We start from the raw sequence: 24,016 nt of genomic DNA, 5'->3' as shown, positions 1-24,016 counted from the left end.
GTGGCCTCATGCTGACCACGCTCGCCGTCCAGGGATACCGTTCGCTCCGGGACGTGGTGGTGCCGCTCGGGCAGCTGACGGTCGTGACCGGTGCCAATGGGAGCGGCAAGTCGAGCCTGTACCGGGCGCTGCGCCTGCTGGCCGACACCGCTCGCGGGACCGCCATCGGTGCCCTCGCCGCCGAGGGCGGGTTGGGGTCGACCATGTGGGCAGGGCCGGAGCATCTCAGTGGCGCGATGCGACGCGGCGACGTGCCGGTGCAGGGCACCCGCCGCACCGGCCCGGTGCGGCTGCAGGTGGGCTTCGCCTCCGAGGAGCTCAGCTATGCGATGGATCTGGGCCTGCCCCGCCCGGATGCCGGTTCGCGATTCGCACTGGATCCGGAGATCAAGGCTGAGACCGTATGGGCCGGACCGCTGGCCCGGCCGGGGGCTCAGCTGGTGCGCCGCCATGGCCCGCTGGTGAAGGCGCGAGGCGATGAGGGCTGGGACGAACTGACCCGTGCCCTCACGCCGGCAGACTCGTGTGTGACGTCGCTTGCGGACCCTACTCGGGCACCGGAACTGGTGACGCTGCGGGAGTCGTTGCGGGGGTGGCGCTTCTACGACCATCTGCGCACCGACGCCGGTGCACCTGCGCGAGCGGCCGCCGTCGGGACCCGAACCCCGGCGTTGGCTGCGGACGGGTCCGACCTACCCAGCGCGTTGGCCACGATCGAAGAGGTCGGCCGGGCAGACCTGCTCCAGCACGCGATCGCCGAGGCGTTCGGCGGGAGCCGGCTCGAGATCGAGGTGACAGGGGGCCGGTTCTCCGTGCAGCTGCACCAGCCCGGGATGCTGCGAGCGCTGCGGGCGCCCGAACTCTCGGACGGTACGTTGCGCTACCTCATGCTCGCCGCGGCGCTGCTCTCACCCCGCCCGCCTCAGCTGTTGGTGCTCAACGAACCCGAGACGAGCCTGCACCCGGAGCTGCTGACACCACTGGCGCACCTGATGCAGCGCGCGGCGCAGGAGACGCAGCTGGTGGTGGTGACCCATGCCGCAGCGTTGCAGGAGGCACTGGGCACCGGCGTCGAGCATGTGCACCTGGTCAAGGAACTGGGTGAGACCCAGATCGAGAGTCAGGAGGGTCCGCTGGACCGTCCCGCCTGGGTGTGGCCGTCGCGCTGAGAACCCACCAGCGGGTGGGAACGCTAGCGTGGTCTGCTGTGTTCCACATCGTCTTCTACGAACCCCGGATCCCCCCGAACACGGGCAACGCGATCCGGATGGTCGCCGCCACCGGCGCCACGCTGCACTTGGTGGAGCCGCTCGGGTTCGACCTCTCTGACGCCAAGCTGCGGCGGGCCGGGCTCGACTACCACGACCTGGCGCGGGTGCATGTGCACGCGGATCTCGATGCCGCGCTGCAGTACGTGGGCTCCCACGGCAACGGCCGGGTGTTCGCGTTCACCGGGCACGCCGAGGAATCGTTCGCGGATGTCGCCTACGAACCCGGCGACGCACTGCTGTTCGGCCCCGAACCCAAGGGCCTGCCCACCCATGTGCTGACCGACGACCGGATGACGGCGCTGGTGCGGATCCCGATGCGGCCGGGAGTGCGTTCTCTGAACCTGTCGAACTCGGCGGCGATCGCCACGTATGAAGCCTGGCGCCAGCACGGATATGTCGACGGCGTCTGAGGCAGTCCGATGGCGAGGTTCGCCTCCGCCCGGTGTCCTTCACGTACCGCACGAGACCGGCCCGCTAGCGACGGTGGTCCGGCATCCTCACGCCCAGTGGCCGGGCGTGTGCACACCTTCCGGCAGCTGCGTGCGGGCGCTGCCGCGAGCGGCTTCGAGTTGGGCCTGGGTGCAGTAGAGCGCGCCGCGCAGATCGGCCTCGTCGAGCCGCGCACCCCGCAGGTCGGCTCCGGCCAGGTCAGCAGCACGCAGGTCGGCACCACGCAGATCGCTGCCGACGAGGACTGCACCCCTCAGGTTCGCGGCCCACAGATCCCGCCGGCGCAGATCTGCACCGGCGTGGTCCGTCCCGCGCAGATCTGCGGGGTCCTCTCTGATCTCTGTGCGGACCTGCTCGCTCACCGCCGCCAGCACCGGGGCGACGTTGCGCCAACTGACATCGACATCGATCCGCAGCAGTTCGTCTGCCTCCCCCGCCGCCTGGGCAGCCACGCTGTCCCTGACGCGCGCCACCTCCTGCCGGATCTCATCGTCGACCTCCCGGGCCGCAGCATGATCGAGGTGCCACAGTGCCTCGTGCAGCCGTCGTAGGACCGCGAAGGCAGCGAACATCTCCCCCGCCACGGCTGGTGTGCGCCAGTCCGGTCCGTCGAGCCGGCCATCCTGCGCCGCCTCAGCGAAACGCGCTGTGGTCACCTGGCCCGCACCGAAGCAGTCGAACGTCGTACAGCCGGCCATTCCCCGCCCGCGCAACCGGTCATGGATCCCGCACCGGAAGTCTTCAGCCAGGTGTTGGCATGCTTGCCCGGGCTCCTTGTCGAAAGCGAACTCCGCCGAGGTGCGGAACCCCAGCCCGACACAGCACAGTCCGACGCATGCTGAGCAGTCCGCCACGAGTTCTACTGCTGGCCCCATCGGATCAGCCTAGCCCTCGATAGGCTGGCGCCGTGATGTTGCCTTCTCCTGTGACCGCGGTCCTGCTCGACCTGGACGGCACGATCATCGACTCTGCACCAGGAATCGTGGCGACCGTGGCGGACACGCTGAGCGAACTCGGCCTACCCGCCGTTTCCCCCACGAGGCTCCAGTCTGTGGTCGGCCCCCCGCTCCCCTGGGGCCTGCAGCACGTGGCCGGAGTTCCTGCCACACAGCTCGAACAGGCCGTCACGCTCTACCGCCACCGCTACGCGGCCGCCGCGATGCTCGCGGCTCCCGTCTTCGACGGGATGCGGGACCTGGTGGTCTCACTCCACGGTGCGGGTCTCCCCATCGCGCTGGCGACGTCGAAACCCGAGCGCTATGCACGCCAGATCCTCGACCACGCCCAGCTGACCGGCTACTTCACAGCCGTCTGTGGCGCCCTCGACGACGGGCCCTCCTCCACCAAAGCCGTGGTGGTCGACCGGGCCCTCACCACGTTGCGCGAGAAAGGCGCCGACACCGCCGGCGCCGTTCTGCTCGGTGATCGTATACACGATGTCGAGGGGGCAGCCGTGCACGGGGTGCCATGCATCGTGGCCGGCTGGGGTTACGGCGCAGGCGACGACCTCTCCCACGCCGCCGCGACCGTCGCTCACGCAGCGCAAGTGAGGGAACTGCTCGAGGTGAACATCCTCCCGGTGGACCGGTGACGATCCACCTCCCCGCCTCCCTGACCACCGGGGCAGGCTCCACACCTGCTGGCCGGGCCTGGTTGGACCGGCTTCCCTCACTCGTGGACCGTGCGGTGCACCGCTGGGGCCTGCAGCTCGGCGCGCCGTTCGGACTCGGGACGGCCGCCTGGACCGCTCCGGGCGCTCGTGCCGACGGCACCCCCGTGGTCCTGAAAATCACGTTCCCGCACGACGAGGCCCGCTATGAGGCGACCGCGCTCCGGATGTGGCATGGGCTGGCTGCCGTCGAACTGCTCGATCACGACGCCGACGACTGGGCGTTGCTGCTGCGGCGAGCGCACCCGGGCACGCCGATGCTGAACGAGTCAAGTCCGGCCCCCGTGCGACTGCGCGCCGGGCTGGACGTGCTGGCGAACCTGCACACCGCCCGGATCGACGCTCCCGTGCCGGATCAGGTGGAGGTCAGCGCCGCGTGGGCACGCGTGGCCGCCGAGCGTGCGGCACGGTGGTCTCACCTCTATCCCGAGACGCACCACCCGATGCAGCACGGCCTGGAGCTGCTGCAAGCATTTGGGACTCGCGGCGCGATGCCTGGCCCGCGCGTGCTGCTGCACGGGGACCTCAATCCGGGCAATGTGCTCCTGGATGCACCGCAAGGCGGTACGGGCCACTGGCTGGCGATCGACCCGAAACCGATGGTGGGCGACCCCGCCTACGACCTATGGCCGCTGCTCACCCAGCTCGACCAGCCTTTTCGCTACGCCGACCCGGCCGACGAGATCGCCGCGCGGGTGCGGCTGGCTGAGAAGACGCTCGGCATCCCGGGCCAGCGGATCTGCGAGTGGGCCCTGGCACGCAGCGTGGAGTCGGTGCTGTGGCAATGGGACACCTGGCGCGACCCGCGGCGCCAGGCCCGCACCCGGGAGGAGCTGGAGCACGTCCGCCTGTGGGCGGCACTCGCCACCCGCTGGCCACGACGTCCCTAACGCCTGGCCCAGAACATCACGCGGCGATTCGCACTCGATCCATCGCACGAACGGCCGACGCTGAGGCAGACTGACAGGGTGAAGATCACCACCCGCCGGGTCGCAACGGTCAAGACTCCGGTCTTGCCGAAGCTGACGCGGTCCCCCGCCCGAGGCGCCCGGCTGCACCCGCACCGGCTCCCCGAGCGGCACCTGCGGTCCGAGACGGCCGGCGACGGCGTGCCTCGCTGGATGGTCAAGGCCGGCGGCTGGTCGTGGCGCCTGCTCGTGGTTGTGGCCGTGGTGGCCCTGCTGGTGTGGGCGACGGCGAAGATCCAGCTCGTGTTCATCGCCGTCTTCATCGCTTTGGTGTTCTCCGCCGTGCTGCGCCCGTTCGTGAACGTGATGGACAAGGTGATGCCGCGCGGGCTTGCCACTGCCCTGTCGATGCTGTCGGCAGTGCTGGTATTCGGTGGCATGGTCACCTATGTCGTCCGGTCGGTGACCGGGCAGTGGGAGCGGTTGTCCACTCAGTTCGCCGACGGCATCGACGAGCTCTTCAACCTGGCGGCGAATCTGCCGTTCGGGATCTCCATCACCGCCGAGCAGTTGCGCGAGTGGTCCGACACCGGCCTGCAGTGGATCCAGGAGAACCAGTCCGAGCTGCTCGACCGGGCCGCCGAAGGTGCGGGGTCGGTATTCGAGACCTTCGCCATCCTGGCGCTGGCAACCTTCACGACCGTATTCTTCCTGGCGCGCGGGAACGAGATGTGGCGCTGGTTCATCAACCAACTGCCCTCACGGCTGCGCGAGAAGTGGCTGATCGCCGGCGGCGTGGGCTGGTACACCTTCTCCGGCTACGCGCGTGGCACCGTCATCATCGCCCTGGTCGACGGCGTACTCGCCCTGATCGTGCTGCTGATCGCCGGGGTGCCGCTCGCCGCCCCCCTGGCCGTGCTGGTGTTCATCGGTGCGTTCATCCCGCTGGTCGGTGCTCCTGCAGCGATGATCGTGGCAATGATCGTGGCGCTCGCCGTGAACGGCTTCTGGAACGCGGTGATCGTCGGCATTGCGATCGCCTTGATCGGGCAGTTCGAAGGGCACGTGCTGCAGCCGTTGGTGATGGGTAAGCAGGTCTCCCTGCACCCGGTGGCAGTGGCGCTGGCGGTCACCTCCGGCACGCTGGTGGCTGGGATCCTGGGGGCCATCATCGTCATCCCGATCGTCGCAGTGATCTGGGCTGTGTACGCCCGGCTGCGTACCGTGGACCCACCAATGGAGGACGTCGAAGAACCGGACGTTCTCCCCCGATCGTGACAGCCAGCGAGCTGGTCGCCGCACGGCACTCCCCGCGAGGTGAGGTCGCACTGCTGCGCCGCGGTCAGACGCTCGAACTGCGTGTGAACGGGGTGTTCGTGATGGACACTGCCGAGACCTCCACCGAACGCGCCCTCGCCGATGCGGCGCTGGCCCAGGCTCCCCGGGCGTCCTCGGTGTTGGTGGGCGGGCTGGGCCTGGGATTTACCACAGCCGAGGTGCTCACGGACCCGCGGGTCGAGCATGTGCGAGTGGCCGAGCTGGAGCCGGCGGTGGTCGACTGGATGGCGCAGGGGTACGTACCGCACGGCCCGCAACTGCTGGCCGACGACCGGGTCGAGGTCGCCGTGGCCGACCTGGCGGACGTGGTGACTCACACACCCTCGCACACGGTCGATGTGGCGCTGCTCGATGTCGATAACGGTCCCGGCTACCTCGTGCATGAGCGCAACGCCACGCTGTACCGCGAGAGTTTCCTGGCCCAGGTGCGCCGGGTGCTGCGCCCGGGGGGCGTGGTCGTGGTGTGGGCAGCCAACCGTGCCGCCGAACTGCGCCAGGCTCTCACGAGCGTCTTCGGCCAGGCCCAGGAGACACCACTGCCGGTGCGGCTGCAGGGGCGCGAGGAACATTACTGGCTGTACTCGGCACCGCTACCGGAAGTCCCGTGACCGGCTCGGCACCCGCAGGCTGAGCGCCTCGATCCGGTCGGCCATGAGGTTCGTGACACCGTCGGCATACTCGACCACCCCACGCACCACCAGCGCGGCACTGCCGAGCGCGACTCTGCGGTAGCGCTGCCACAGCCCGGCCGAGCAGATCACGTTCAGCAGTCCGGTCTCATCCTCCAGGGAGAGGAAGGTGACGCCCTTGGCAGTGCCGGGGCGTTGCCGGTGGGTGACCACCCCAGCTGCCCGGACCCGGGCACCGGATCCAGCGCCGGGCACGTCAGTGACCCGCAGCACCCCGGCTTTGTCCAGGTCGTCGCGGCGGAACTGCGTGGGGAACGAGGACGGCGAGACCCCCGTGGCCCACACGTCCGCCACCGCAGTGGTCACCTCGTCCATCGCGGGCAGGTCTGGCACATCCAACCCGACCGAGGTGAACGGCAAGGGTTCGGCGATCCAGCCGCCGCGCGTCTTCCCACTCTCCCCGGCGAGCGCCCCCGCCACCCACAACCCCTGGCGGCGCTCGTGCCCCAGGTCTGCCAGGGCACCGGCTGTGGCGAGCGCCTCGAGTTGGGCGGTGCTCAACCGCACCCGGCGGGCGAGATCAGCGACATCGGTGAACGGTGCCCGCTCCCGGGCGGTGACGATCCGCTCAGCGGTCTCCTCCCCCACGCCCCGGACCGGGGCGAGGCCGAGGCGCAGGGCTAACGCTCCGCCGTCGGGGGATGAGACTTGCTCCACACTGGCCTGGACCTGCGAACGGACCACGCTCGCTCGCTCCACGCGGACCCCCCGTCGGCGGGCGTCGGCCACCAGCGACTGCGGGGAGTAGAACCCCATCGGCTGGGCGGCGAGCAGGCCCGCGTAAAAGGCCTCCGGGTGGTGCACCTTGAGCCAGGCACTGGCGTAGACGAGGTAGGCGAAGGAGAAAGCGTGCGACTCGGGGAAGCCGAAGTCAGCGAACGCCTTGAGCTTGTCGAAGATCTGCTCACCGATCTCGAGGCTCACACCGTTGGCCGCCATCCCGTCCAGCAGCCGCTGATGCAGGGCCTCCATCCGTTCCGCGGAGCGTTTGGATCCCATCGCCCGGCGCAGTTGGTCGGCCTCGTCGGGGGTGAAGGAGGCGACGTCGATGGCGATCTGCATGAGCTGCTCCTGAAACAGCGGCACGCCGAGGGTCTTCTTCAAGGCTGGTTCGAGCAGGGGGTGAAGGTAAGTGACCTGCTGGCGTTTGTTGCGGCGTTCGATGTAGGGATGCACCGCATCGCCCTGGATGGGTCCGGGGCGGATGAGGGCGACCTCGACGACGATGTCGTAGAAGGTGCGGGGCTTCAGCCGCGGCAGGGTGGCCATCTGGGCGCGGGACTCCACCTGGAACACCCCGACGGTGTCGGCGGCACAGAGCAGGTCGTACACCGCCGGGTCTTCCTGCGGGAGGGAGTGCAGACCGAGCTCGATCCCTTCCATCTCGCGGATCGTGGTGAACGCCAGCCGCAGCGCGGTGAGCATCCCGAGGCCGAGCAGGTCGAACTTCACCAGACCGGCGTCGGCGCAGTCGTCCTTGTCCCACTGCAGCACAGTGCGCCCGGGCATCGTGGCCCACTCGACCGGGCAGACGTCGATCACGGGCCGGTCGCACAGCACCATGCCACCGGAGTGGATGCCCAGGTGGCGGGGCAGGCGAAGCATCTTCTCGGCGGTGTCGACGACGTGGGCTGGGATGGTCTCGAGGTCGTTGTCGCGCTGGGAGCCACGCAAGGGGCCCCAGTGCTCGATGGACTTCGACCAGGCGTCCTGCTGCCCGGTCTCGTAGCCGAAGGCACGGGCGGCGTCCCGGACGGCGGAGCGGGGCCGGTAAGAGATGACGTTCGCCACCTGCGCGGCGTGGGTGCGCCCGTAGCTGGCGTAGACGTGCTGGATGACCTCCTCCCGGCGGCCCGACTCGATGTCGAGGTCGATGTCGGGTGGTCCGGTGCGGCCTGGGGAGAGGAAGCGTTCGAACAGCAGCTGATGCTGCACGGCGTCCACGGCGGTGATGCCGAGGGCGTAGCAGACGGCGGAATTGGCGGCCGAGCCGCGGCCTTGGCAGAGGATGCCCTCGCGGCGGCAGAAGTCGACGATCTCGTGAATGATGAGGAAGTAGCCGGGGAATTCCAGAGCGGTGATGATGTCGAGCTCGTAGGTGAGTTTGGCGTAGGCCGCGCGGGCCGACTCGGGTGGGCCGTAGCGTTCCCGGGCGCCGCGGTAGGTGAGTTCACGCAGCCAGGTGGCTTCGGTGTGACCGGCTGGCACGGGGCATGGCGGCAGGTTGGGGGCGACCAGGCGAAGGTCGAAGGTGCACTCAGCTGCCAGCGCGGCGGCCGTGGAGACGGCGTGGGGGTGGCGGTGGTGGCGAGCGTACATCTCGGCAGGGCCGCGCAGGTGGGAGCCGGCGGCCGGGAGATAGCCGTCGAGTTCGTCGAGACTGGACCGGGCGCGCACCGCGGCCAGCACGTGGGCAAGGCGTTGGTCTGCGGGGGTGGCGCAGTGCACACCGCCGGTGGCCACCAGCGGCAACCGGGTGCGAGCCGCGAGCTCCGCGAGTGCGTCATTGCGCACGGAGTCGAGCGGGGCGCCGGTGTCGGTGATCTCGATGGCCACGTTCTCGGCGCCGAAGTAGTCGGTGAGGAGGTCGAGCTCGGTGCGGGCGGCATCGAGGTCGAACCGGCCGGGTTCGGGTTCGAGGGCCCGGCGGACGGCACCCTTGCGGCACCCGGTGAGCACCAGCCAGTTGCCTGCGGCGAGGTCGGCGAGCTCGGGTAGGTGGTAGACCGCCTCCCCCTTCGTGCCGCTGGCCAGGTGAGCGGTGGCGATGGACCGTGAGAGCCGCCGGTACCCTTCGGCGCCGCGGGCGAGCACGAGCAGGTGGGTGCCGGGCGGGTCGGGCATCCCGGTGGGGCGGACCGGGGCATCCAGACTCAGCTCCGCGCCGTACAGCGCGGGCAGTTTCGCGGCGCGGGCGGCCTCGGAGAAGCGGACCACCCCGTACAGGCCGTTGTGATCGGTGAGCGCGATCGCGCTCAGCCCGAGCCTGGCGGCCTCGGCCACCAGTTCCTCGGGCTGGCTGGCGCCATCGAGGAAGCTGAACGCGGAGTGGGCGTGCAGCTCGGCATACCCTTCGAACATACGTTCCAGTGTAGGCGATGCGATCTGCGGCCAGGCCCGGACCGGGAGCAGAGCTCGTGCTCTGGGCCGGACACCTGGGCGGGGACTGCTCCACCAGGGCGAACCTCGAGCCGGTCGCACCCAGCCGGTCGCCTGAGTGCGATCCTGGTCAGATCCCGTTCAGTTGCGGTCGGCTTGCGGGCCCGGCACCAACCGGGTCCTGACTTCCACCACCTCGAACGGGTCAGACACGCTCACCGTCTGCGCCGTCCCCGCAATCGGGATCCACGGACCCTGACCAGCGACCTGGAACTCCCCCACCCATGTCGTCGTCAACGACACCCGACGCTCCTCGGCCACCGCACTGTAGGCATGAGCGACCGTGTGATCCGGAAACGGCAACCCCGGATCAGTAGTCACCACCGGAACCGACCCATCCCCAAAATCCCACGAGAACTCCACCGGAGTCGCCCGCACCGCCACCTCAAACCCCAACACCTGCACCGACAGCACCTGCGGATCACCAGCCGTGTACGCAATCGTGTCCAGATTCACCACCGTCCACGACTGCCCCTCCGGCTGCACCCGCACCCGCCCAGGCACCAACGGCAACTCAGCAAAATCAGATGCCGACACCGAGATGATCACCGGCTCCGGATCATCCGCCTCCTCACCATCACCCTCATCAACCGGCTCCTCATCAGACGGCCGATCATCACACGGCACCAACCCCGCCACCGGCGCCACACCATCAGTCACCACACACATCCCATCCGGACCATCGAACTCAAACAACGCCGGATCCGGAGACGCGATGATGCCAATACCAACAACTCCACCGGAGCTATCAGCCTCGTTGGCAGCATGCTCGGCCGCCTTCTCAGAAGTCCAGTTGCTCATCCCCTCTACATCAGCACCGTCCTCGCTCCACGTCGTGTCGAACCATGTGTCGTCGGCGGGTTCGTCCGCTAACGAAGAGGACGCTCCCACCCCGATCAACGCAACTGTGGACAGCAGGGCCAACGATCCCAGCGCAGGACGCATTACTCGGGCTCCTGCCCGGCAACGGCACCGAGCACAATCCAAGCGTCGTCTCGCCACAACATCGAGAAGACGAACTCCGGCTCATCGTCACCTGGATAGCTCATGCTCGTACCATCACTCGCAACGAACTCCGAACTAGCGATGCGGACGCCGAGCTCCGCGATATAGGTCCCGTTCTCGTACGGGCCTCCCCCGTCACGTGAGTAGACCTCGACTTCACCGCCTTCGATGTGTCCACCATCGGCGAAGTGCGACTCAATCTGCTCGCTCACGTTCACACAGAAGCCGCACCCGTCATCGCTGAGCTGCTCCCACTGCTCCAGACTCCCTGTCGCGAAGACATACTCCTGGAGTTCGATGAAATACTCCGCCGCCGCAATCGCCCCCTCAACCGACTCCTCCCCCATCGCCACCGGCCGCTCCGGCGGATCCACCTCCGGCCGCTCATCCGTCGGCTCCACCGTCGGCTCACCCGACTCCGAAGGCGACGCACTCCTCGAGGTGGGCTCCGCCGTCGGAGTTGGCTCAGTATCAGAAGGCGTACACGCCCCCAGCACCACCCCCACACCCAACGCGAGCACGGCACCACGCCACCCGACCCACACCATCCCCCGAGAAATCATGCGCACGAGACTGCCATAGCTCACCGCAGCACCGCAGGCCCCCTGTGGAAATCTCATACCGCAACCTCGTGCGACACAGGATCGGGCGCTGCAGCCACCGGTCGCCGCAATGTGACCAACTGCACCACCCAGATCGGCGCGACGTCACTCATCCACCCGCCGCACCACCAGTACCGTGAGCAGGTGACCTCTCCCCTGCCCGCCGGCGTCCTGTTCGACATGGACGGCACGCTCGTCGACACCGAACCTCACTGGCAGTCAGCTCAAGAGTCCCTCGCAGCGGGCGCCGGCACTGTCTGGTCCCAGGAGGACTTCGAAGCCTCGATCGGTCGCCCGATGGAGCGCTGGGCCACGATTCTCCGCGACCGCGGGGTCCCCGGGAGTATCGAGGAGATCATCAACCAGGCGGTCGCTCACGTCTCCGCACAGATGCGGGCCGAGATGCCCTGGCTGCCCGGGGCGCGGGAACTGCTGACAGAGCTGGCCGCAGCCGGAGTGCCGTGCGCCTTGGTCACCAACAACACGCGCACCAACGCCGAGTTGCTGCTGGAGGTAGCACCCCACGGTGCGCTCCGCCTGGCTGTCAGCTCGGACGACGTCAGCGCACCCAAACCCGACCCGGAGCCGTACCTCACAGCAGCAACTCGCTTGGGGATCGACCCGGCGCGCAGCATCGCATTCGAGGACTCTGCCGCCGGCGCCACCAGCGCCCACCGTGCGGGCCTTGCCGTCTGGTTCCTCACCGGCCACACCTCGGACCCGGGCGTCCCGGCCCGGCTCCTCCCGTCGCTGGACTCAGTGACAACCGCGGACGTCCAGGCTGGGCTTGCACGCGCCGAGGGCACACCACAGCACGCGTAAACCGGCAGACCATACCCACCCGGTCGTTCGCCCCGGACGAACGCGGCAGCGCACCAGGCACCGGCGGCCTACGATCACGTCATGGGTGAAGTCCTGCAGTTCCCCGGCCCTCGGCGCACCTCCCAGGTCACCGACAACCTACGAGTCCAGCGTCCGCCCCTTGGGCGATCCCGGCCGGAGCCGCTACGTCCGCTGCTGTGGCGGGAAGCGCTGGGACATGAGCTTCGCCGCGAGCGCCGCGACCAGGAACGACATCTCACCGATGTCGCCGGTCAGGCGGGGATCTCCCCGCAGTACCTCTCCGAGGTGGAACGCGGCCGCAAGGAAGCGTCCTCGGAGATTCTCGCTGCCATCGCCGGAGCGCTCGACCTCGATCTCGCCACCCTCACCACGCGCGCTTCGCACACGCTCGACGGCGCGGCACCTCAGTTGCTGGCTGCAGCTGTCTGAGAAGTCTCCACGACCGCCCCGCGCCAGGCCTTCCTGGTCACTTCTGCCTCACGCCGCTGACAGTTCCTTCCTGCTCGCCACCACCTCGTCGGCTAACCCGTAGGCCACCGCCTGCTCGCTGGTGAAGATCCTGTCCCTGGACGTATCCGCCTGCAGCACGTCCAGCGGCTGGCCCGTGTGGGCTGAGAGTACCTCGTCGACGGCATGGCGCAGCCGGGCGATCTCGGCGGCCTGGATCTGCAGGTCCGGGAGTGCCCCGCGCCCACCCATCGACGGCGGGTGCAGCAGTACCCGGGCGTGCGGGAGCACTCCTCGGCGTCCGGGCTCCCCTGCTGCGAGCAGTACGGCGGCACTGGAGGCTGCCTGCCCCACGCAGATGGTGGCGATCGGGGCACGGACAAACCGCATCGTGTCGTAGATGGCAAGCATCGCCGTCACCGACCCGCCAGGAGAATTGATGTAGAGGTTGATCTCACCACCAGGGTCGGCCGATTCGAGATGGATGAGCTGAGCGATGACGGCGTTGGCGACCCCGTCATCGATCTCGGTGCCGAGGAAGACGATGCGGTCTCCGAGCAGCCGGGAGTAGACGTCGGCAGCGCGTTCACCGCTGCTGGTCCGTTCGATCACGCTGGGGATCGTGTACTGGCCGGTCATCGCTGCGCCCCCAGTCCCGCCCGCCGGCGCCCCGGAATCACCTGAGCCATCGACGTGACGATCTCGTCCACGAAGCCGTACTCGCGCGCCTGCTCGGCGGTGAACCACCGGTCCCGGTCGGAGTCGGCCTCGATCCGTTCGACCGGTTGCCCGGTGTGCTCGGCGATGAGCGCCAGCATCGTGGCCTTGGTGTGCTCGAGGTTCTCGGCCTGGATGGCGATGTCCACAGCGGTGCCCTGCAGTCCGGCCGATCCCTGGTGCATGAGGATGCGGGCATGCGGCAGGGCGTACCGCTTCCCCGGGGCGCCAGCGCACAGGAGAACCTGCCCCATACTCGCGGCCAGCCCCATCCCGAGCGTGATCACATCGTTGGGGATGAGCCGCATCGTGTCGTACATAGCCAGCCCGGCCGGCACCGACCCTCCGGGTGAGTGGATGAGCAGGGCGATATCCGCCGTCGGATCCTGAGCGGAGAGCAGGATGAGCTGGCTGCACACCCGGGCAGCGAGGGAGTCTTCGACCTCTTCGGAGATGACGATCACGCGTTGCTGCATCAAAGCCTCGGCCAGCTGCTCGGTCATCGGTGGTGTCTCGGTCATGGCAGTCTCCCTTTCGTGGTGGATCACCACCATGCGCACCTCACCCGGCCCTGCGGTGCCCATGCGTCTGCGGGCAGATCTGCTGTGGGCAGATCCAGCGACACCGCTGAACCTCCCCCGGCACCGCTCTGGACTCACGGCAGGTTCATCAGCACCGATCAGTCGTAGATCCCCTCAGCCCACCACTGCTCTCCGTCCCCGGAGAGCAGCAGCGCGACTCCCTCCTCTCCCGCCACCTGCAGGTAGTACCGCGCACCTTGACCTGCCCACCATCGCTCGTGCACCGGCCATGGACCCGCCCACCGGGACACCGCCAGACGGCGCGGCATCGCCTTCCCGCTGGGATGCGCTGCCTGCCGCGCGGGGTGCCCTTGGCGCACAGGCGCCATCTCCACCCGGGCCGGCATCCCGGAGAGCGCACCACGATCATCGACACCCACCGAATCCCCTGCTTGGTCCAGCACCCTGACCGGTACCGGCTCTGCAGGAACCGTGGCCGGCAGCGGCTGCGGGATCTGCCCCGGCCACGGCTGGGCAGGATCGCGGACCGGGGTTACGTCGTCGCCCCAGGCCACCAGCCGCACCCGGTCCCGTGGGGAGCGACCACCTTCGGTGACCGGAGCGAGCACACCATCGGCGCCGAGCATCCCCTGCACCCGCAGCGCTGCCCGGCCAGCCTGCCGCTCCCCACGACCGACTCTCCCCCATAGGCCCTCGGCAACCGTGTTCGCGGGAGACACTTCCTCCGCAGTGAGAGTCAGGCGGGTCAGCGCCGCACTGGGCGGACGACCGCTGCGGCCGCTAAGCCACCCGTCAAGTTGCCACCGCACCCGGTCAGTCAGTTCAGTGGTCGCGAGCACCCCCTCGATCCGCCAGGTGCGTTCCAACTCAGCCCCGTCCTCTGTTCGCGCCCGCACCCGAAGCCGACCGCAGAGCACACCGCGTCGCATCATCCGCGCATGCAGATCTTCGGCGAGCCGCCTGGCCGCGAAGGCGGCCGTGTCCATCCGCTGCGCGGGTGGGTCGAGTTCGGCCGCACTCGTCAGATCCGGCTCGCCCCGCCGTCCAGAAGGGGGTTGACCGTCCAGCCCGGCCGCCAGTCGCCGAGCCTGAGATCCCAAGGCACCGAATCGGGCGGCGACCTGCCCCGAGCGCATCTGCGCCAACGCGCCCAGGGTGGTGATTCCCAGTCGGCGCAGCACACCCGTGAACTCAGTCATCTCCGCCCGTGCCTGCCGGGTGGTGGTCACGTGCACGAGATCGCGCACATCCCTGCCGGCGAGGAAAGCAGCCGAGGCCCCGGGAGGAACCAGCACTGACTCGCGCGCGGCGATCAACGCAGCGAGTTGCCCGTCCGCCACCCCCACCTGCGCCTCGACCCCCGCGCTGGCCGCTGCCCCGATCAGAGTGTCCGCGACCGCCTCCTCCGAACCGAAATAACGGCGAGGCCCCTGGGCTGCGAGGACGACCACCCCGGGGCGCATCACCTGCACCTGCGGCACGTCCCCTTCGACCGCCTGAACCACCGCCTCGAAAGCAGACACGTCCCGGCCTTCGTCCATCGGGGCGAGCACGAGATCGGGGCACAAGGACTGCGCGGCCCTGCGGCGCTGCCCCCGGCGAACCCCGCTCGCCCGGGCTCGAGCAGATGCCGCCACAACGCCCCGCGCATCGTGCACTGCGATGGGCTGATGGGCCTGCACCAATCCCTCCAGCACGGCAGCGACCACCGGCCAGTCCGGCACCCAGAGGACGGCCAGCCGGGTCGCTGGCTCCTCCCGCCCAGCTGGGACGTGCTCTGACACTGCAGCACTCACTGCACTCACCCCGCTCGCACCAGTTCGCCCGGTCGTTGCATGTCGAGCGCCGGGGTCTGCGCCGACTCCCATCCGTTCCCACTGCGGCGTGCGCGAACGACCAGCGACGCATCGCCCCGCCGGTGCCGTGCAGCGATGGTCACCTCACCGGAGTGCAGCATGCCGCTGCCTCGCCCGATGCCATACCAGGCACCCGGATCCACCTTGAGCACGACGTCGGCACCCGGCCAGGGACCAGCGGTGAGCAGCACCGCCTCCCGGACCCGGACCCGTGAGCCGAGTGTGCGACGCTCCCTGTCGAGCAATGCGGTTGTGGAACCAACCACCAGCACGTCCACCCCGTCCACCAGGGCACCGAGCACCGCAGCCAGATCCGGCCCCGGGCGTGGGACCACGACCGTACGCTCCAGCGGTAGCCCCAGCTCGGCCGCAGCCGCGAGGCCCAGGTCCGGGAGCCCCACCATCGCGCACCATGCCCCCTCCCTGGCCGCCGCAGCCGCCAGGGAGAGCAGCACCGAGGTACTGCCGAGAACTTGCACCGCACTGCCCCGGCACATGCCTGCCGGGAAAAGTGGAGCAAGGCCACCGGGGATGTCGACGGCTCGCTCCAGATCCACTCGCTGGCCGCTGTCGCGACCGCCCGGGTCGCTTTCCGCCGGCGGTGTCAACGGCACGACTTTCTCGGCTGATCCCAGCCGGGCGCGCACCCCCACCGCCGACTCGGCGGTGGCGAGCGCCCTCCGCGCTGCGTCCAGTCGTGTCGCCGCTTCAGAGAGCTGATCCAGCGGCGGCCGCGACTGCACAGGCGCAGGCGAGGACGGCATGGGCTCCATCACCGGTCTCACTGTGAGGCTCATCAGTCCCTCCCTTCTCTCTGCGCTGCACGGTAGGAGCGACCACCGACATCGAACATCGGTTCGAACAAGTACACGTCGCCTGCCGGCTCATGTCAAGACCTCCCGAGCCAGAGAGATCGTGTGCGACACACCACCGCCGATGTCCCGGCAGAGAACCCATGCAGGCGCGAAGCGTCGTAGGTTGGGACCGACGCCGTCGATCGGAAAGGACGTGTCATGGACCTGCAGCGCCCCGTGGCCCCGCACCCCTACGAGATCCTGCCCACCGTCCCCTCGTTCCCTCTGACCAGCCCGGACATCAGCGAGGGCGAACCGATGGACTCCCAGTTCGCAGCCGACGGGCAGAACACGTCCCCCACCCTGATCTGGAGCGACCTGCCCGAGGGCACCGAGGGACTGCTGGTCACCTGCTTCGACCCCGACGCCCCCACACCCGCCGGCTACTGGCACTGGACCGTGACCGACCTGGACTCCTCAGTCTCCACCCTGGAGCAGGGCGCCGGGGAGAGCGACCTCAGCCTGCCCGGTGCCGCATTCCACCTGCGCACCGACGGCGGAGCTTTCGCCTACGAGGGAGCCGCGCCTCCCCCGGGCGACCGCGCGCACCGGTACGTCTTCGCCGTCCACGCCCTCGACGTCCCCACACTCGAGCTCACCAGTGAGGACAGCGCCACCAAGGCCTCGTTCCTGGCCCTGTTCCACACCCTCGGCCGTGGCACGCTGACCGCGACCTACCAGCGCTGATGCGGTTCGGCACCCTCGACTGGTCCCCCGCTCTGGACCACCCGCACCTGCTGGCGGCGCCGGTGCGCCAGGCGCTGGAGGCCTGGGCGAAAAACTCGCCGGACGCCGTCGGGCAGGTGCTGGTGGCGCCGATCGATCCGGACCAGGCAGACACCGCCGACATGACGGCCACCTACGAACTGCCGCTGGAGGCCTCGGCCAACTGCGTGCTGGTGGCCGGCAAACGCAACGGCGAGGAGCGCCTCGCCGCAGCCATCGTGCGTGCCACCACCCGGGCGGACGTGAACTCCACCATCAAGAAGCTGCTGGACGTGCGCAAGGCCTCGTTCCTGCCCACCGACCGGGCGGTGACCGACGCCGGGATGGAGTACGGCGGCATCACGCCCATCGGGCTACCCGGCCAGTACCGGGTGCTGCTCGACACCCGCACCACGGCGAGCCCTGCGATCATCGGCAGCGGTATCCGCGGCTCGAAGATCCTGCTGCCCGGTGAGGTGCTCGCCGAACTGCCGGGGTCTGAGATCGTGGAGGGGCTCGCGAAGGAGTGAGAGGTTCCGCCGGTCGGGGCGCCGCGCAGCAGGCATCGCCCTCCTGGCGGAACCTCTCACGCTCACACTGAGAAGTACTTCGCCTCCGGGTGGTGGAACACCACCGCGTCGGTGGACTGCTCCGGGTGCAGCTGCAGCTCCTCGCTCAGCGTCACCCCGATCCGTTCCGGGCGCAGCAGTTCGATGATCTTCGCCCGGTCTTCCAGGTCCGGGCAGGCCGGGTAGCCGAAGGAGTACCGCGCGCCCCGGTAGTCCACCTTGAACATGCCCTCCAGATCGGCCGGGTCCTCCCCGGCGAACCCGAGCTCGGCACGTACCCGCGCGTGCCAGTACTCCGCAAGCGCCTCGGTCAACTGGACTGAGAGTCCGTGCAACTCCAGGTACTCGCGGTAGGCATTCTGCTCGAACAGCCGTGCGGTGTGCTCGGCCACCCCCGAGCCCACGGTGACCAGCTGCACCCCGAGCACGTCCGTCTCGCCCGAGGAACGCGGCCGTACGAAGTCGGCCAGGCACAGGTGCCGGTCGCGTCGTTGCCGGGGGAAGGTGAAGCGCATCCGTTCGGTGCCCGGCTCCCCGCCGCTGCCGCCGTCGGGACCCTCGTGGTGCAGCAGCACCACATCGTCGCCCTCAGCGACCACCGGGAAGTAGCCGTACACCACCGACGGGGTGAGCATGTCCTCGGTGGCGATCCTGGCCATCCACTCCCGCAGCCGCGGACGCCCCTCGGTCTCGACCAGTTCCTCATAAGAGGAACCGCCCTCGCCACGCCCGGGCTTGAGACCCCACTGGCCCATGAAGGTCGCCCGCTCGTCCAGGAACGCGGAGTACTCGGCCAAGGCAATGCCCTTGACGATGCGGGTGCCCCAGAACGGCGGTGTGGGCACCGGGTTGTCCGTGGCCACGTCCGAGCGCTCAGGCAGGTCCTCGGCCGGGGTTTCATCCACGGTCACCTGCGCGTGGCGGCGCTTCTTCAGCGCCGGCAGCCCGACGGCGTCCGCTGCCTCTCCCCGGGCCACCCGCACCAGGGGCTCCATCAGGCGCAGCCCTTCGAAGGCGTCGCGGGCGTAGCGCACCTGCCCGTCGTAGACCTCGTCCAGGTCGTCCTCGACGTACACGCGGGTCAGGGCGGCACCCCCGAGCAGCACCGGGTACTTCTCGGCGAGCCCCCGGGTGTTGAGCTCCTCCAGGTTCTCCTTCATCACCACGGTGGATTTCACCAGCAGCCCACTCATGCCGATCACGTCGGCCCGGTGCTCCTGCGCGGCCTCGATGAACGCCGACACCGGCTGCTTGATGCCGATGTTGATGACCGTGTAGCCGTTGTTGGTGAGGATGATGTCGACGAGATTCTTTCCGATGTCATGCACGTCCCCGCGGACCGTGCCGAGCACGATGGTGCCCTTCCCCCCGCCCTCTTCGACCTTCTCCATATGGGGTTCGAGGTGCGCCACCGCGGTCTTCATCGTCTCGGCGGAGGTCAGCACGAACGGCAACTGCATCTCCCCGGCGCCGAACCGCTCCCCCACCACCTTCATCCCCGCGAGCAACTGATCGTTGACGATGTCGAGCGCCTTCCAGCCCTCGGCCAGCGCGGCGTCGAGATCGTCGTGCAACCCCTTCATCTCACCGTCGATGATGCGGCGGGCGAGACGTTCGTCCAGCGGCAGCGCCGCGAGCTCGGCAGCGCGGGCGTCCTTCAGTGCTGCCGAGTCCACCCCGGAGAAGACATCCAGCAGGTGCGCGAGCGGGTCATGGGTGAGCTGGTCACCGTCGTAGGCCCGCCGGTCCCAGACCAGGTCCTCGGCGGCCTGACGCTGCTCCTCGGGGATCTGCGCCAGCGGCAGGATCTTCGCGGCGTGCACGATCGCCGAGTCCAGCCCGGCCTCGACGGCGGCGTGCAGGAACACCGAGTTCAGCACCACCCGGGCGGCCGGGTTGAGCCCGAAGGAGATGTTCGAAACTCCCAGGGTGGTGTGCACGGCCGGGTAGCGACGCTTGAGCTCACGGATGGCCTCGATCGTCTCGATCGCGTCCCTGCGGGTCTCCTCCTGCCCGGTCGCGATCGGGAAAGTGAGGGTGTCGACGATGATGTCCTCCACCGCCATCCCCCAACGGCCGGTGAGGTCCTCGATGAGGCGGGAGGCGATCGCCACCTTGTGCTCGGCGGTGCGCGCCTGCCCTTCCTCATCGATCGTCAGGGCCACCACCGCGGCACCGTGCTCGATCACGTGCGGCATGATCTTCGCGTAGCGGGAGTCCGGGCCGTCGCCGTCCTCGAAGTTCACCGAGTTCACCACGGCGCGCCCGCCCACGAGCGCCAGCCCGGCACCGATCACCGCGGGCTCGGTGGAGTCGATCACCAGCGGCAGCGTGGAGGCACTCGCCAACCGAGAGACCACGTCGCGGATGTCGGCCACACCATCACGACCCACATAGTCCACGCACACGTCCAGCAGGTGCGCGCCATCGCGGGTCTGCGCCCGGGCGATCTGGACGCACTCGTCCCAGTTCTCGGCCAGCATCGCCTCCCGGAACGCCTTGGATCCGTTGGCGTTGGTCCGCTCGCCGATGGCCAAGAAGGCGGCGTCCTGGTCGAAGTCGGTGTGGGCGTACAAGCTCGCCACCCCGTGGGTGGGCTGGGGGGCCCGTTCGACGACGGCCCTGCCCCGGACCTTCTCCACCACCGCCCGCAGGTGCTCAGGTGTCGTACCGCAGCAGCCACCCACGAGGTTGAGGCCAAACTCGCCGACGAACTGCTCGTGGGCAGCGGCGAGCTCGTCCGGGGTAAGCGGGTACTCGGCGCCGTGCTTGCCGAGCACCGGCAGCCCCGCGTTGGGCATACAGGTGATCGGCACCGGGGAATGCTTGGACAGGTGGCGCAGGTGCTCGCTCATCTCCGCCGGGCCGGTGGCACAGTTGAGGCCGATGGCGTCGATGCCCAGGGCTGCGAGCGTGGTGAGAGCGGCACCGATCTCGGAGCCCATCAGCATCGTGCCGGTGGTCTCCACCGTGACCTGGGCGAAGATCGGCACCTCGAGCCCGGTTTCGACCTGGGCCTGCTTGCAGGCGTTGATCGCAGCCTTGGTCTGCAGCAGGTCCTGGCTGGTCTCCACCAGCAGCGCATCAGCGCCTCCGCGGATGAGGCCGGCGGCCTGCTGCGCGAAGGAGGCCTTCAGGGAGGCATAGGTGACGTGCCCGAGGCTGGGCAGCTTGGTGCCCGGGCCCATGGAGCCGAGGACCCAGCGCGGATGGTCGGGCGTGGAGTGCTTCTCGGCGCTGCGCCTCGCGATCACGGCCCCGGCCTCGGCGAGCTCACCGATGCGCTCGATGATGTCGTAGTCGCCCAGGTTGGAGGCATTGGCGCCGAAGGTGTTCGTCTCCACGCAGTCGACCCCGACGGCGAAGAACTCCGCGTGCAGGGACTCGATCACCTCGGGCCGGGTGACGTTGAGGATCTCGTTGCAGCCCTCCAGGCCCTGGAAGTCCTCGAGGGTGAGCCCCGCGTCCTGGATCATCGTCCCCATCGCGCCGTCAGCGACCACCACCCGGGTGCGCATGGTCTCGAGCAGGGCGGCAGAACGGGGTGGACGCATGGGAAAAGTGTAGAGATCGATACCCCCACCCCGGCACCGAGTCTGGGATGCGGGATCTCACCCGGCACTTACTGGCGCTGATCGGCCCTTGCGGTGTGATTCCGACGTATCAGGTACATCGCCATCGCATCGCATCGCATCGCATCGCATCGCATCGCATCGCATCGCATCGCAAGCAATGATGCGCAGCGCCTACTGGTCCGCGTACCACCGCAACAGTCGCTCCACCTCGGCGCTGATGGCGTCCAGCCCCGGGCGGAACCACTTCCGGGAGTCCACCAGGTCGGGGTTCTCCTCGAGCGCTGCCCGGACCTCGCCGGTGAAGATCTTGTTCAGGTGCGTCGAGACGTTGATCTTGGTCATGCCCGCCTCGATTGCCGCACGCATCCCCTCGTCACTCACCCCGGACGAGCCGTGCAGCACCAGCGGCACATCCACCGCCGCCGCGATCTGGGCGATCAGCTCCGTGTCCAGCACAGCACCACGCGTGGTCATCGCGTGCGAGGAACCGACAGCCACGGCCAGCAGGTCCACCCCGGTCTCGGCCACGAACCAGGCGGCCTCGCCGGGATCGGTGCGCGCGGAGGGGTCGTGCACGCCGTTCTTGCCGCCCACCTCGCCAAGTTCCGCCTCCACGCTGACCCCGCGCTCATGCGCAAGCCGCACCACCTCGGCCGTGGTGGCGACGTTCTGCTCGGTCGGCAGCTTGGACCCGTCGTACATGACCGAGGTGAATCCCAGGTCGAGCGCCTCGCGCACCAGGGCGACGTCGTCGGCGTGGTCCAGGTGCACCACCACGTCCACCGACGCTGCTCTGGCCAGGGCGAGGGTCGCCGTCCCGATCGGCGCCAGCGCCCCGTGGAACTTCACCGCATTCTGGCTGACCTGCAGCACCACCGGGCGGTCCGCGCGTTCGGCAGCGGCCACGAAGGCGGCGCCATGTTCGAGGTGAACCACGTTGAACGCACCAAGTCCGGTGCGCGCTGCACGTAGGGGGGCAGCAACGGTCGTGAGGTCAGCAAGCGGCATCGAGAGGCTCCGTCCGGATCGAGGTGCGCAAACGCGCGTAGGCATCGGTATCGACCGCACCGGCCGTCGGCATGAGCACCGCGGCGGCCGAGAGGGCGACAACATCGGGCAGATGGCCGGCCAGCGCGGCACCCTCGGCGCCGGAGGCGACCGCCGCCGCAAGCGCAGCCACTGCGGCATCCCCGGCGCCCGTCGGGTTACCACCACTGATCGGCTCGGGACGCGCCAGCCACGCACCGTCGGCAGTCACGAGCAACACCCCGTCCGAGCCACGAGAGACGAGCACGGCACCGGCGCCGCGGCGCAGGAGCTCGCGCGCCCCGGCGACAGGATCGTCGAGACCCGTTGCAGCCTGCAGCTCGAGGTGGTTCGGTTTGAGCACCGCCGGCCCAGCGGCCGCGACGGTGAGCAGCGCCGGCCCGGAGGTATCGACGATCACCTGTGCCCCCGCATCGACGAGGGCACGCACGAGGTCAGGCAGGTCCGTCTCGCCGGTGCCTGGCGGGGTGGAGCCGGAGATCACGACGACGTCCCCCGCCCGGGTGCGGGCCTGCACCGCGCGTGAAAGTCGTTCCCAGTCCCGGTGGGCTACCGGCGGGCCGGGTTCGTTGATCAGAGTCGCCCCGGCCTCGTCCACGATAGTCACGGTGCGGCGCGTCTCCCCCGCGACGAGGGTCCAATCCTGGTGCACGGACGAGTGGCTGAGCAGGTGCTCCAGGTGCTCACCGGTACTGCCGCCGAGGAAGCCGCCACAGTCCACCTCGTGGCCGAGGGCGGCCAGCACCCGCGCGACATTGATCCCCTTGCCCCCGGGTGTCTCGGTGACGTCGTCGGCACGGTGTACCTCCCCGACCTGCAGGTGGGCAAGGCGGTAGGTGAGGTCCAGTGCTGGGTTGGGGGTGACGGTGTGAATCATCGGCGCTCCTGTCGCAACTCGAGGGCCAACGCACCCGCGCCCAGGCATCCCGCCCACGACCCCAGCACAGCAGCACGTAGCGGTGCGCGCAGCTCGCCGGGCAGGCGCTGCACAAGCGCAGCTCGCAGAGGTTCCAGGACGGCGTCCCCTGCCTCGGCCAGTCCGCCTCCCAGGACGATCGGCACGGGTCCGAGGAGTCCGGCGGTGTCCGCGAGCAGGTCGGCGAGGGTGTCGATCGCGGTACGCACGATCTCGGCGGCCACGGGGTCGCCGTCGGCCAGCCGCTCCAGCACGCCGCGAGCGCCGGCGCTGACATCACTCGACCCGGTGGCAGCGGCATAGCGGGCAGCGAGCGCCGAAGCCGAGGCGATTTGTTCGAACGGGACACGGGTGCCGGGGTGGTCAGGGTCGGCGACGAGCACTTGTCCCACCTCCCCGGCCCAGCCGGTACCCCGCACGACCCCGTCGAGCACGAGCGCCGAGGCGATCCCGGTGCCGAGCGGCATGAACAGCATGTCCCCGGCCGCGCCGGCGCCCCACAGCGATTCGGCTAGGGCCCCGGCCCGGACGTCGTGGCCGAGCACCACCCGCCGCCCGAGTCTGCGTTCGAGAATCGCCTGCAGCGGCAGGTCCCGCCATCCGAGGTTCGCCGCGAAGGTGACCACACCGGTGCGTTCGTCGATGATGCCCGGGTTGACGACACCGATCACCGGCTCCGGGGTGCGGTCCACCTCGGTTGCGATCACCTCGGCCAGCACGTGCGGATCGCGAGGAGTCGGCACGGTGCGAGTGTCGGTCAGGCTTCCATCACTGGCGACCCGGCCCACCTTGATCGTCGTACCACCGATGTCCACGCCCAGCGCCGTCGCGGGGCTCACTGCCATGCTCATCGC

Annotated in this window: 22 protein-coding genes; 10 read left to right on the top strand and 12 right to left on the bottom strand. The window is 69.3% G+C overall.

What is annotated here, in order from left to right:
• Positions 1–8 precede the first annotated feature (8 nt).
• Positions 9–1,169 carry an AAA family ATPase gene (locus tag IM660_RS08670; RefSeq protein WP_193498923.1) on the top strand — a complete coding sequence of 387 codons (1,161 nt, stop codon included), beginning with the start codon at positions 9–11 and terminating at the stop codon, positions 1,167–1,169.
• Positions 1,170–1,207: 38 nt separating this feature from the next.
• Positions 1,208–1,681, top strand: a complete 474-nt coding sequence (locus IM660_RS08665) for a tRNA (cytidine(34)-2'-O)-methyltransferase (protein ID WP_193498922.1) — start codon at positions 1,208–1,210, stop codon at positions 1,679–1,681.
• An 87-nt stretch (positions 1,682–1,768) separates the two neighbouring features.
• On the opposite strand, the gene IM660_RS08660 is transcribed toward IM660_RS08665, so the two are convergent.
• Complete coding sequence (locus IM660_RS08660) at positions 1,769–2,596, bottom strand: pentapeptide repeat-containing protein (protein WP_193498921.1); 828 nt, start codon at positions 2,594–2,596, stop codon at positions 1,769–1,771.
• A gap of 50 nt (positions 2,597–2,646) precedes the next feature.
• On the opposite strand from IM660_RS08660, the gene IM660_RS08655 reads away from it, so the two are divergent.
• The 4 genes from IM660_RS08655 to IM660_RS08640 all read left to right on the top strand — a co-directional run bounded on the left by IM660_RS08655 (position 2,647) and on the right by IM660_RS08640 (position 6,244).
• The gene (locus IM660_RS08655) at positions 2,647–3,312 is read left to right on the top strand and encodes an HAD hydrolase-like protein (protein WP_193498920.1); all 666 of its coding nucleotides are present in this window, start codon (positions 2,647–2,649) and stop codon (positions 3,310–3,312) included.
• A complete protein-coding gene (locus IM660_RS08650; protein ID WP_193498919.1) occupies positions 3,309–4,280 on the top strand; it encodes an aminoglycoside phosphotransferase family protein in 972 nt (323 codons plus the stop codon). The genes IM660_RS08655 and IM660_RS08650 overlap by 4 nt, the downstream gene beginning before the upstream one ends.
• Positions 4,281–4,358: 78 nt before the next feature.
• Positions 4,359–5,576 carry an AI-2E family transporter gene (locus IM660_RS08645; protein ID WP_343072093.1) on the top strand — a complete coding sequence of 406 codons (1,218 nt, stop codon included), beginning with the start codon at positions 4,359–4,361 and terminating at the stop codon, positions 5,574–5,576.
• On the top strand, positions 5,573–6,244 hold the full coding sequence (locus IM660_RS08640; RefSeq protein WP_210769101.1) for a spermidine synthase: 672 nt from the start codon (positions 5,573–5,575) through the stop codon (positions 6,242–6,244). Before IM660_RS08645 ends, IM660_RS08640 begins: the two co-directional genes overlap by 4 nt.
• On the opposite strand, the gene IM660_RS08635 is transcribed toward IM660_RS08640, so the two are convergent.
• The 3 genes from IM660_RS08635 to IM660_RS08625 form a co-directional block, all read right to left on the bottom strand.
• Positions 6,227–9,406, bottom strand: a complete 3,180-nt coding sequence (locus IM660_RS08635; RefSeq protein ID WP_193498918.1) for an error-prone DNA polymerase — start codon at positions 9,404–9,406, stop codon at positions 6,227–6,229. The genes IM660_RS08640 and IM660_RS08635 overlap by 18 nt on opposite strands.
• A gap of 159 nt (positions 9,407–9,565) precedes the next feature.
• Positions 9,566–10,285: a hypothetical protein gene (locus tag IM660_RS08630; protein WP_193498917.1), complete on the bottom strand. Its 720-nt coding sequence runs from the start codon at positions 10,283–10,285 to the stop codon at positions 9,566–9,568.
• 143 nt (positions 10,286–10,428) lie between these two features.
• Entirely contained in the window at positions 10,429–10,890 is a 462-nt protein-coding gene (locus tag IM660_RS08625; RefSeq protein ID WP_193498916.1) for a DUF6318 family protein, read from the bottom strand.
• A gap of 345 nt (positions 10,891–11,235) precedes the next feature.
• Here IM660_RS08625 and IM660_RS08620 point away from each other — a divergent pair, with 345 nt between their 5' ends.
• Complete coding sequence (locus tag IM660_RS08620) at positions 11,236–11,913, top strand: HAD family hydrolase (protein ID WP_193498915.1); 678 nt, start codon at positions 11,236–11,238, stop codon at positions 11,911–11,913.
• An 81-nt stretch (positions 11,914–11,994) separates the two neighbouring features.
• On the top strand, positions 11,995–12,363 hold the full coding sequence (locus IM660_RS08615) for a helix-turn-helix domain-containing protein (RefSeq protein WP_193498914.1): 369 nt from the start codon (positions 11,995–11,997) through the stop codon (positions 12,361–12,363).
• Between the two features lie 48 nt (positions 12,364–12,411).
• On the opposite strand, the gene IM660_RS08610 is transcribed toward IM660_RS08615, so the two are convergent.
• From IM660_RS08610 to IM660_RS08595, 4 genes are all read right to left on the bottom strand, one after another.
• Complete coding sequence (locus tag IM660_RS08610; RefSeq protein ID WP_193498913.1) at positions 12,412–13,020, bottom strand: ClpP family protease; 609 nt, start codon at positions 13,018–13,020, stop codon at positions 12,412–12,414.
• Positions 13,017–13,619 (bottom strand): ClpP family protease, encoded by a 603-nt coding sequence (locus tag IM660_RS08605; protein WP_193498912.1) that lies wholly within the window; start codon positions 13,617–13,619, stop codon positions 13,017–13,019. The genes IM660_RS08610 and IM660_RS08605 overlap by 4 nt, the downstream gene beginning before the upstream one ends.
• A 158-nt stretch (positions 13,620–13,777) precedes the next feature.
• Positions 13,778–15,436 carry a DNA polymerase Y family protein gene (locus IM660_RS08600; protein ID WP_246465222.1) on the bottom strand — a complete coding sequence of 553 codons (1,659 nt, stop codon included), beginning with the start codon at positions 15,434–15,436 and terminating at the stop codon, positions 13,778–13,780.
• A gap of 5 nt (positions 15,437–15,441) precedes the next feature.
• Positions 15,442–16,293, bottom strand: a complete 852-nt coding sequence (locus IM660_RS08595; RefSeq protein WP_193498910.1) for a hypothetical protein — start codon at positions 16,291–16,293, stop codon at positions 15,442–15,444.
• Positions 16,294–16,509: 216 nt separating this feature from the next.
• Here IM660_RS08595 and IM660_RS08590 point away from each other — a divergent pair, with 216 nt between their 5' ends.
• Positions 16,510–17,037, top strand: coding sequence for a YbhB/YbcL family Raf kinase inhibitor-like protein (locus tag IM660_RS08590; protein ID WP_193498909.1), 528 nt, complete (start codon positions 16,510–16,512; stop codon positions 17,035–17,037).
• Positions 17,037–17,585, top strand: a complete 549-nt coding sequence (locus IM660_RS08585; RefSeq protein WP_193498908.1) for a YbaK/EbsC family protein — start codon at positions 17,037–17,039, stop codon at positions 17,583–17,585. Before IM660_RS08590 ends, IM660_RS08585 begins: the two co-directional genes overlap by 1 nt.
• Before the next feature lie 62 nt (positions 17,586–17,647).
• Here IM660_RS08585 and metH read toward each other — a convergent pair whose 3' ends face one another.
• From metH to IM660_RS08565, 4 genes are all read right to left on the bottom strand, one after another.
• Positions 17,648–21,178, bottom strand: a complete 3,531-nt coding sequence (gene metH / locus IM660_RS08580; protein ID WP_193498907.1) for a methionine synthase — start codon at positions 21,176–21,178, stop codon at positions 17,648–17,650.
• A gap of 192 nt (positions 21,179–21,370) precedes the next feature.
• Entirely contained in the window at positions 21,371–22,207 is an 837-nt protein-coding gene (locus IM660_RS08575) for a class II fructose-bisphosphate aldolase (protein ID WP_193498906.1), read from the bottom strand.
• Positions 22,194–23,123 carry a 1-phosphofructokinase family hexose kinase gene (locus tag IM660_RS08570; protein WP_193498905.1) on the bottom strand — a complete coding sequence of 310 codons (930 nt, stop codon included), beginning with the start codon at positions 23,121–23,123 and terminating at the stop codon, positions 22,194–22,196. Before IM660_RS08570 ends, IM660_RS08575 begins: the two co-directional genes overlap by 14 nt.
• A complete protein-coding gene (locus IM660_RS08565) occupies positions 23,120–24,013 on the bottom strand; it encodes an ROK family protein (protein WP_193498904.1) in 894 nt (297 codons plus the stop codon). Before IM660_RS08565 ends, IM660_RS08570 begins: the two co-directional genes overlap by 4 nt.
• Between the last annotated feature and the right edge of the window lie 3 nt (positions 24,014–24,016).

Source organism: Ruania alkalisoli, assembly GCF_014960965.1.
GTDB classification, from domain to species: Bacteria; Actinomycetota; Actinomycetes; order Actinomycetales; family Beutenbergiaceae; genus Ruania; species Ruania alkalisoli.
The sequence above is the reverse complement of the archived record's forward strand: the minus strand, read 5'-3'. Positions and strand labels throughout refer to the sequence as shown.

Excerpts from the sequence above, each read along its gene's own strand:
- IM660_RS08670 (WP_193498923.1), top strand. The coding sequence starts at position 9 with ATGCTGACCACGCTCGCCGTCCAGGGATACCGTTCGCTCCGGGACGTG.
- IM660_RS08660 (WP_193498921.1), bottom strand. The coding sequence starts at position 2,596 with ATGGGGCCAGCAGTAGAACTCGTGGCGGACTGCTCAGCATGCGTCGGA.
- IM660_RS08635 (WP_193498918.1), bottom strand. The coding sequence starts at position 9,406 with ATGTTCGAAGGGTATGCCGAGCTGCACGCCCACTCCGCGTTCAGCTTC.
- IM660_RS08630 (WP_193498917.1), bottom strand. The coding sequence starts at position 10,285 with ATGAGCAACTGGACTTCTGAGAAGGCGGCCGAGCATGCTGCCAACGAG.
- IM660_RS08615 (WP_193498914.1), top strand. The coding sequence starts at position 11,995 with ATGGGTGAAGTCCTGCAGTTCCCCGGCCCTCGGCGCACCTCCCAGGTC.
- IM660_RS08610 (WP_193498913.1), bottom strand. The coding sequence starts at position 13,020 with ATGACCGGCCAGTACACGATCCCCAGCGTGATCGAACGGACCAGCAGC.
- IM660_RS08605 (WP_193498912.1), bottom strand. The coding sequence starts at position 13,619 with ATGACCGAGACACCACCGATGACCGAGCAGCTGGCCGAGGCTTTGATG.
- IM660_RS08595 (WP_193498910.1), bottom strand. The coding sequence starts at position 16,293 with ATGAGCCTCACAGTGAGACCGGTGATGGAGCCCATGCCGTCCTCGCCT.
- IM660_RS08590 (WP_193498909.1), top strand. The coding sequence starts at position 16,510 with ATGGACCTGCAGCGCCCCGTGGCCCCGCACCCCTACGAGATCCTGCCC.
- IM660_RS08585 (WP_193498908.1), top strand. The coding sequence starts at position 17,037 with ATGCGGTTCGGCACCCTCGACTGGTCCCCCGCTCTGGACCACCCGCAC.
- metH (WP_193498907.1), bottom strand. The coding sequence starts at position 21,178 with ATGCGTCCACCCCGTTCTGCCGCCCTGCTCGAGACCATGCGCACCCGG.
- IM660_RS08575 (WP_193498906.1), bottom strand. The coding sequence starts at position 22,207 with ATGCCGCTTGCTGACCTCACGACCGTTGCTGCCCCCCTACGTGCAGCG.
- IM660_RS08570 (WP_193498905.1), bottom strand. The coding sequence starts at position 23,123 with ATGATTCACACCGTCACCCCCAACCCAGCACTGGACCTCACCTACCGC.
- IM660_RS08565 (WP_193498904.1), bottom strand. The coding sequence starts at position 24,013 with ATGAGCATGGCAGTGAGCCCCGCGACGGCGCTGGGCGTGGACATCGGT.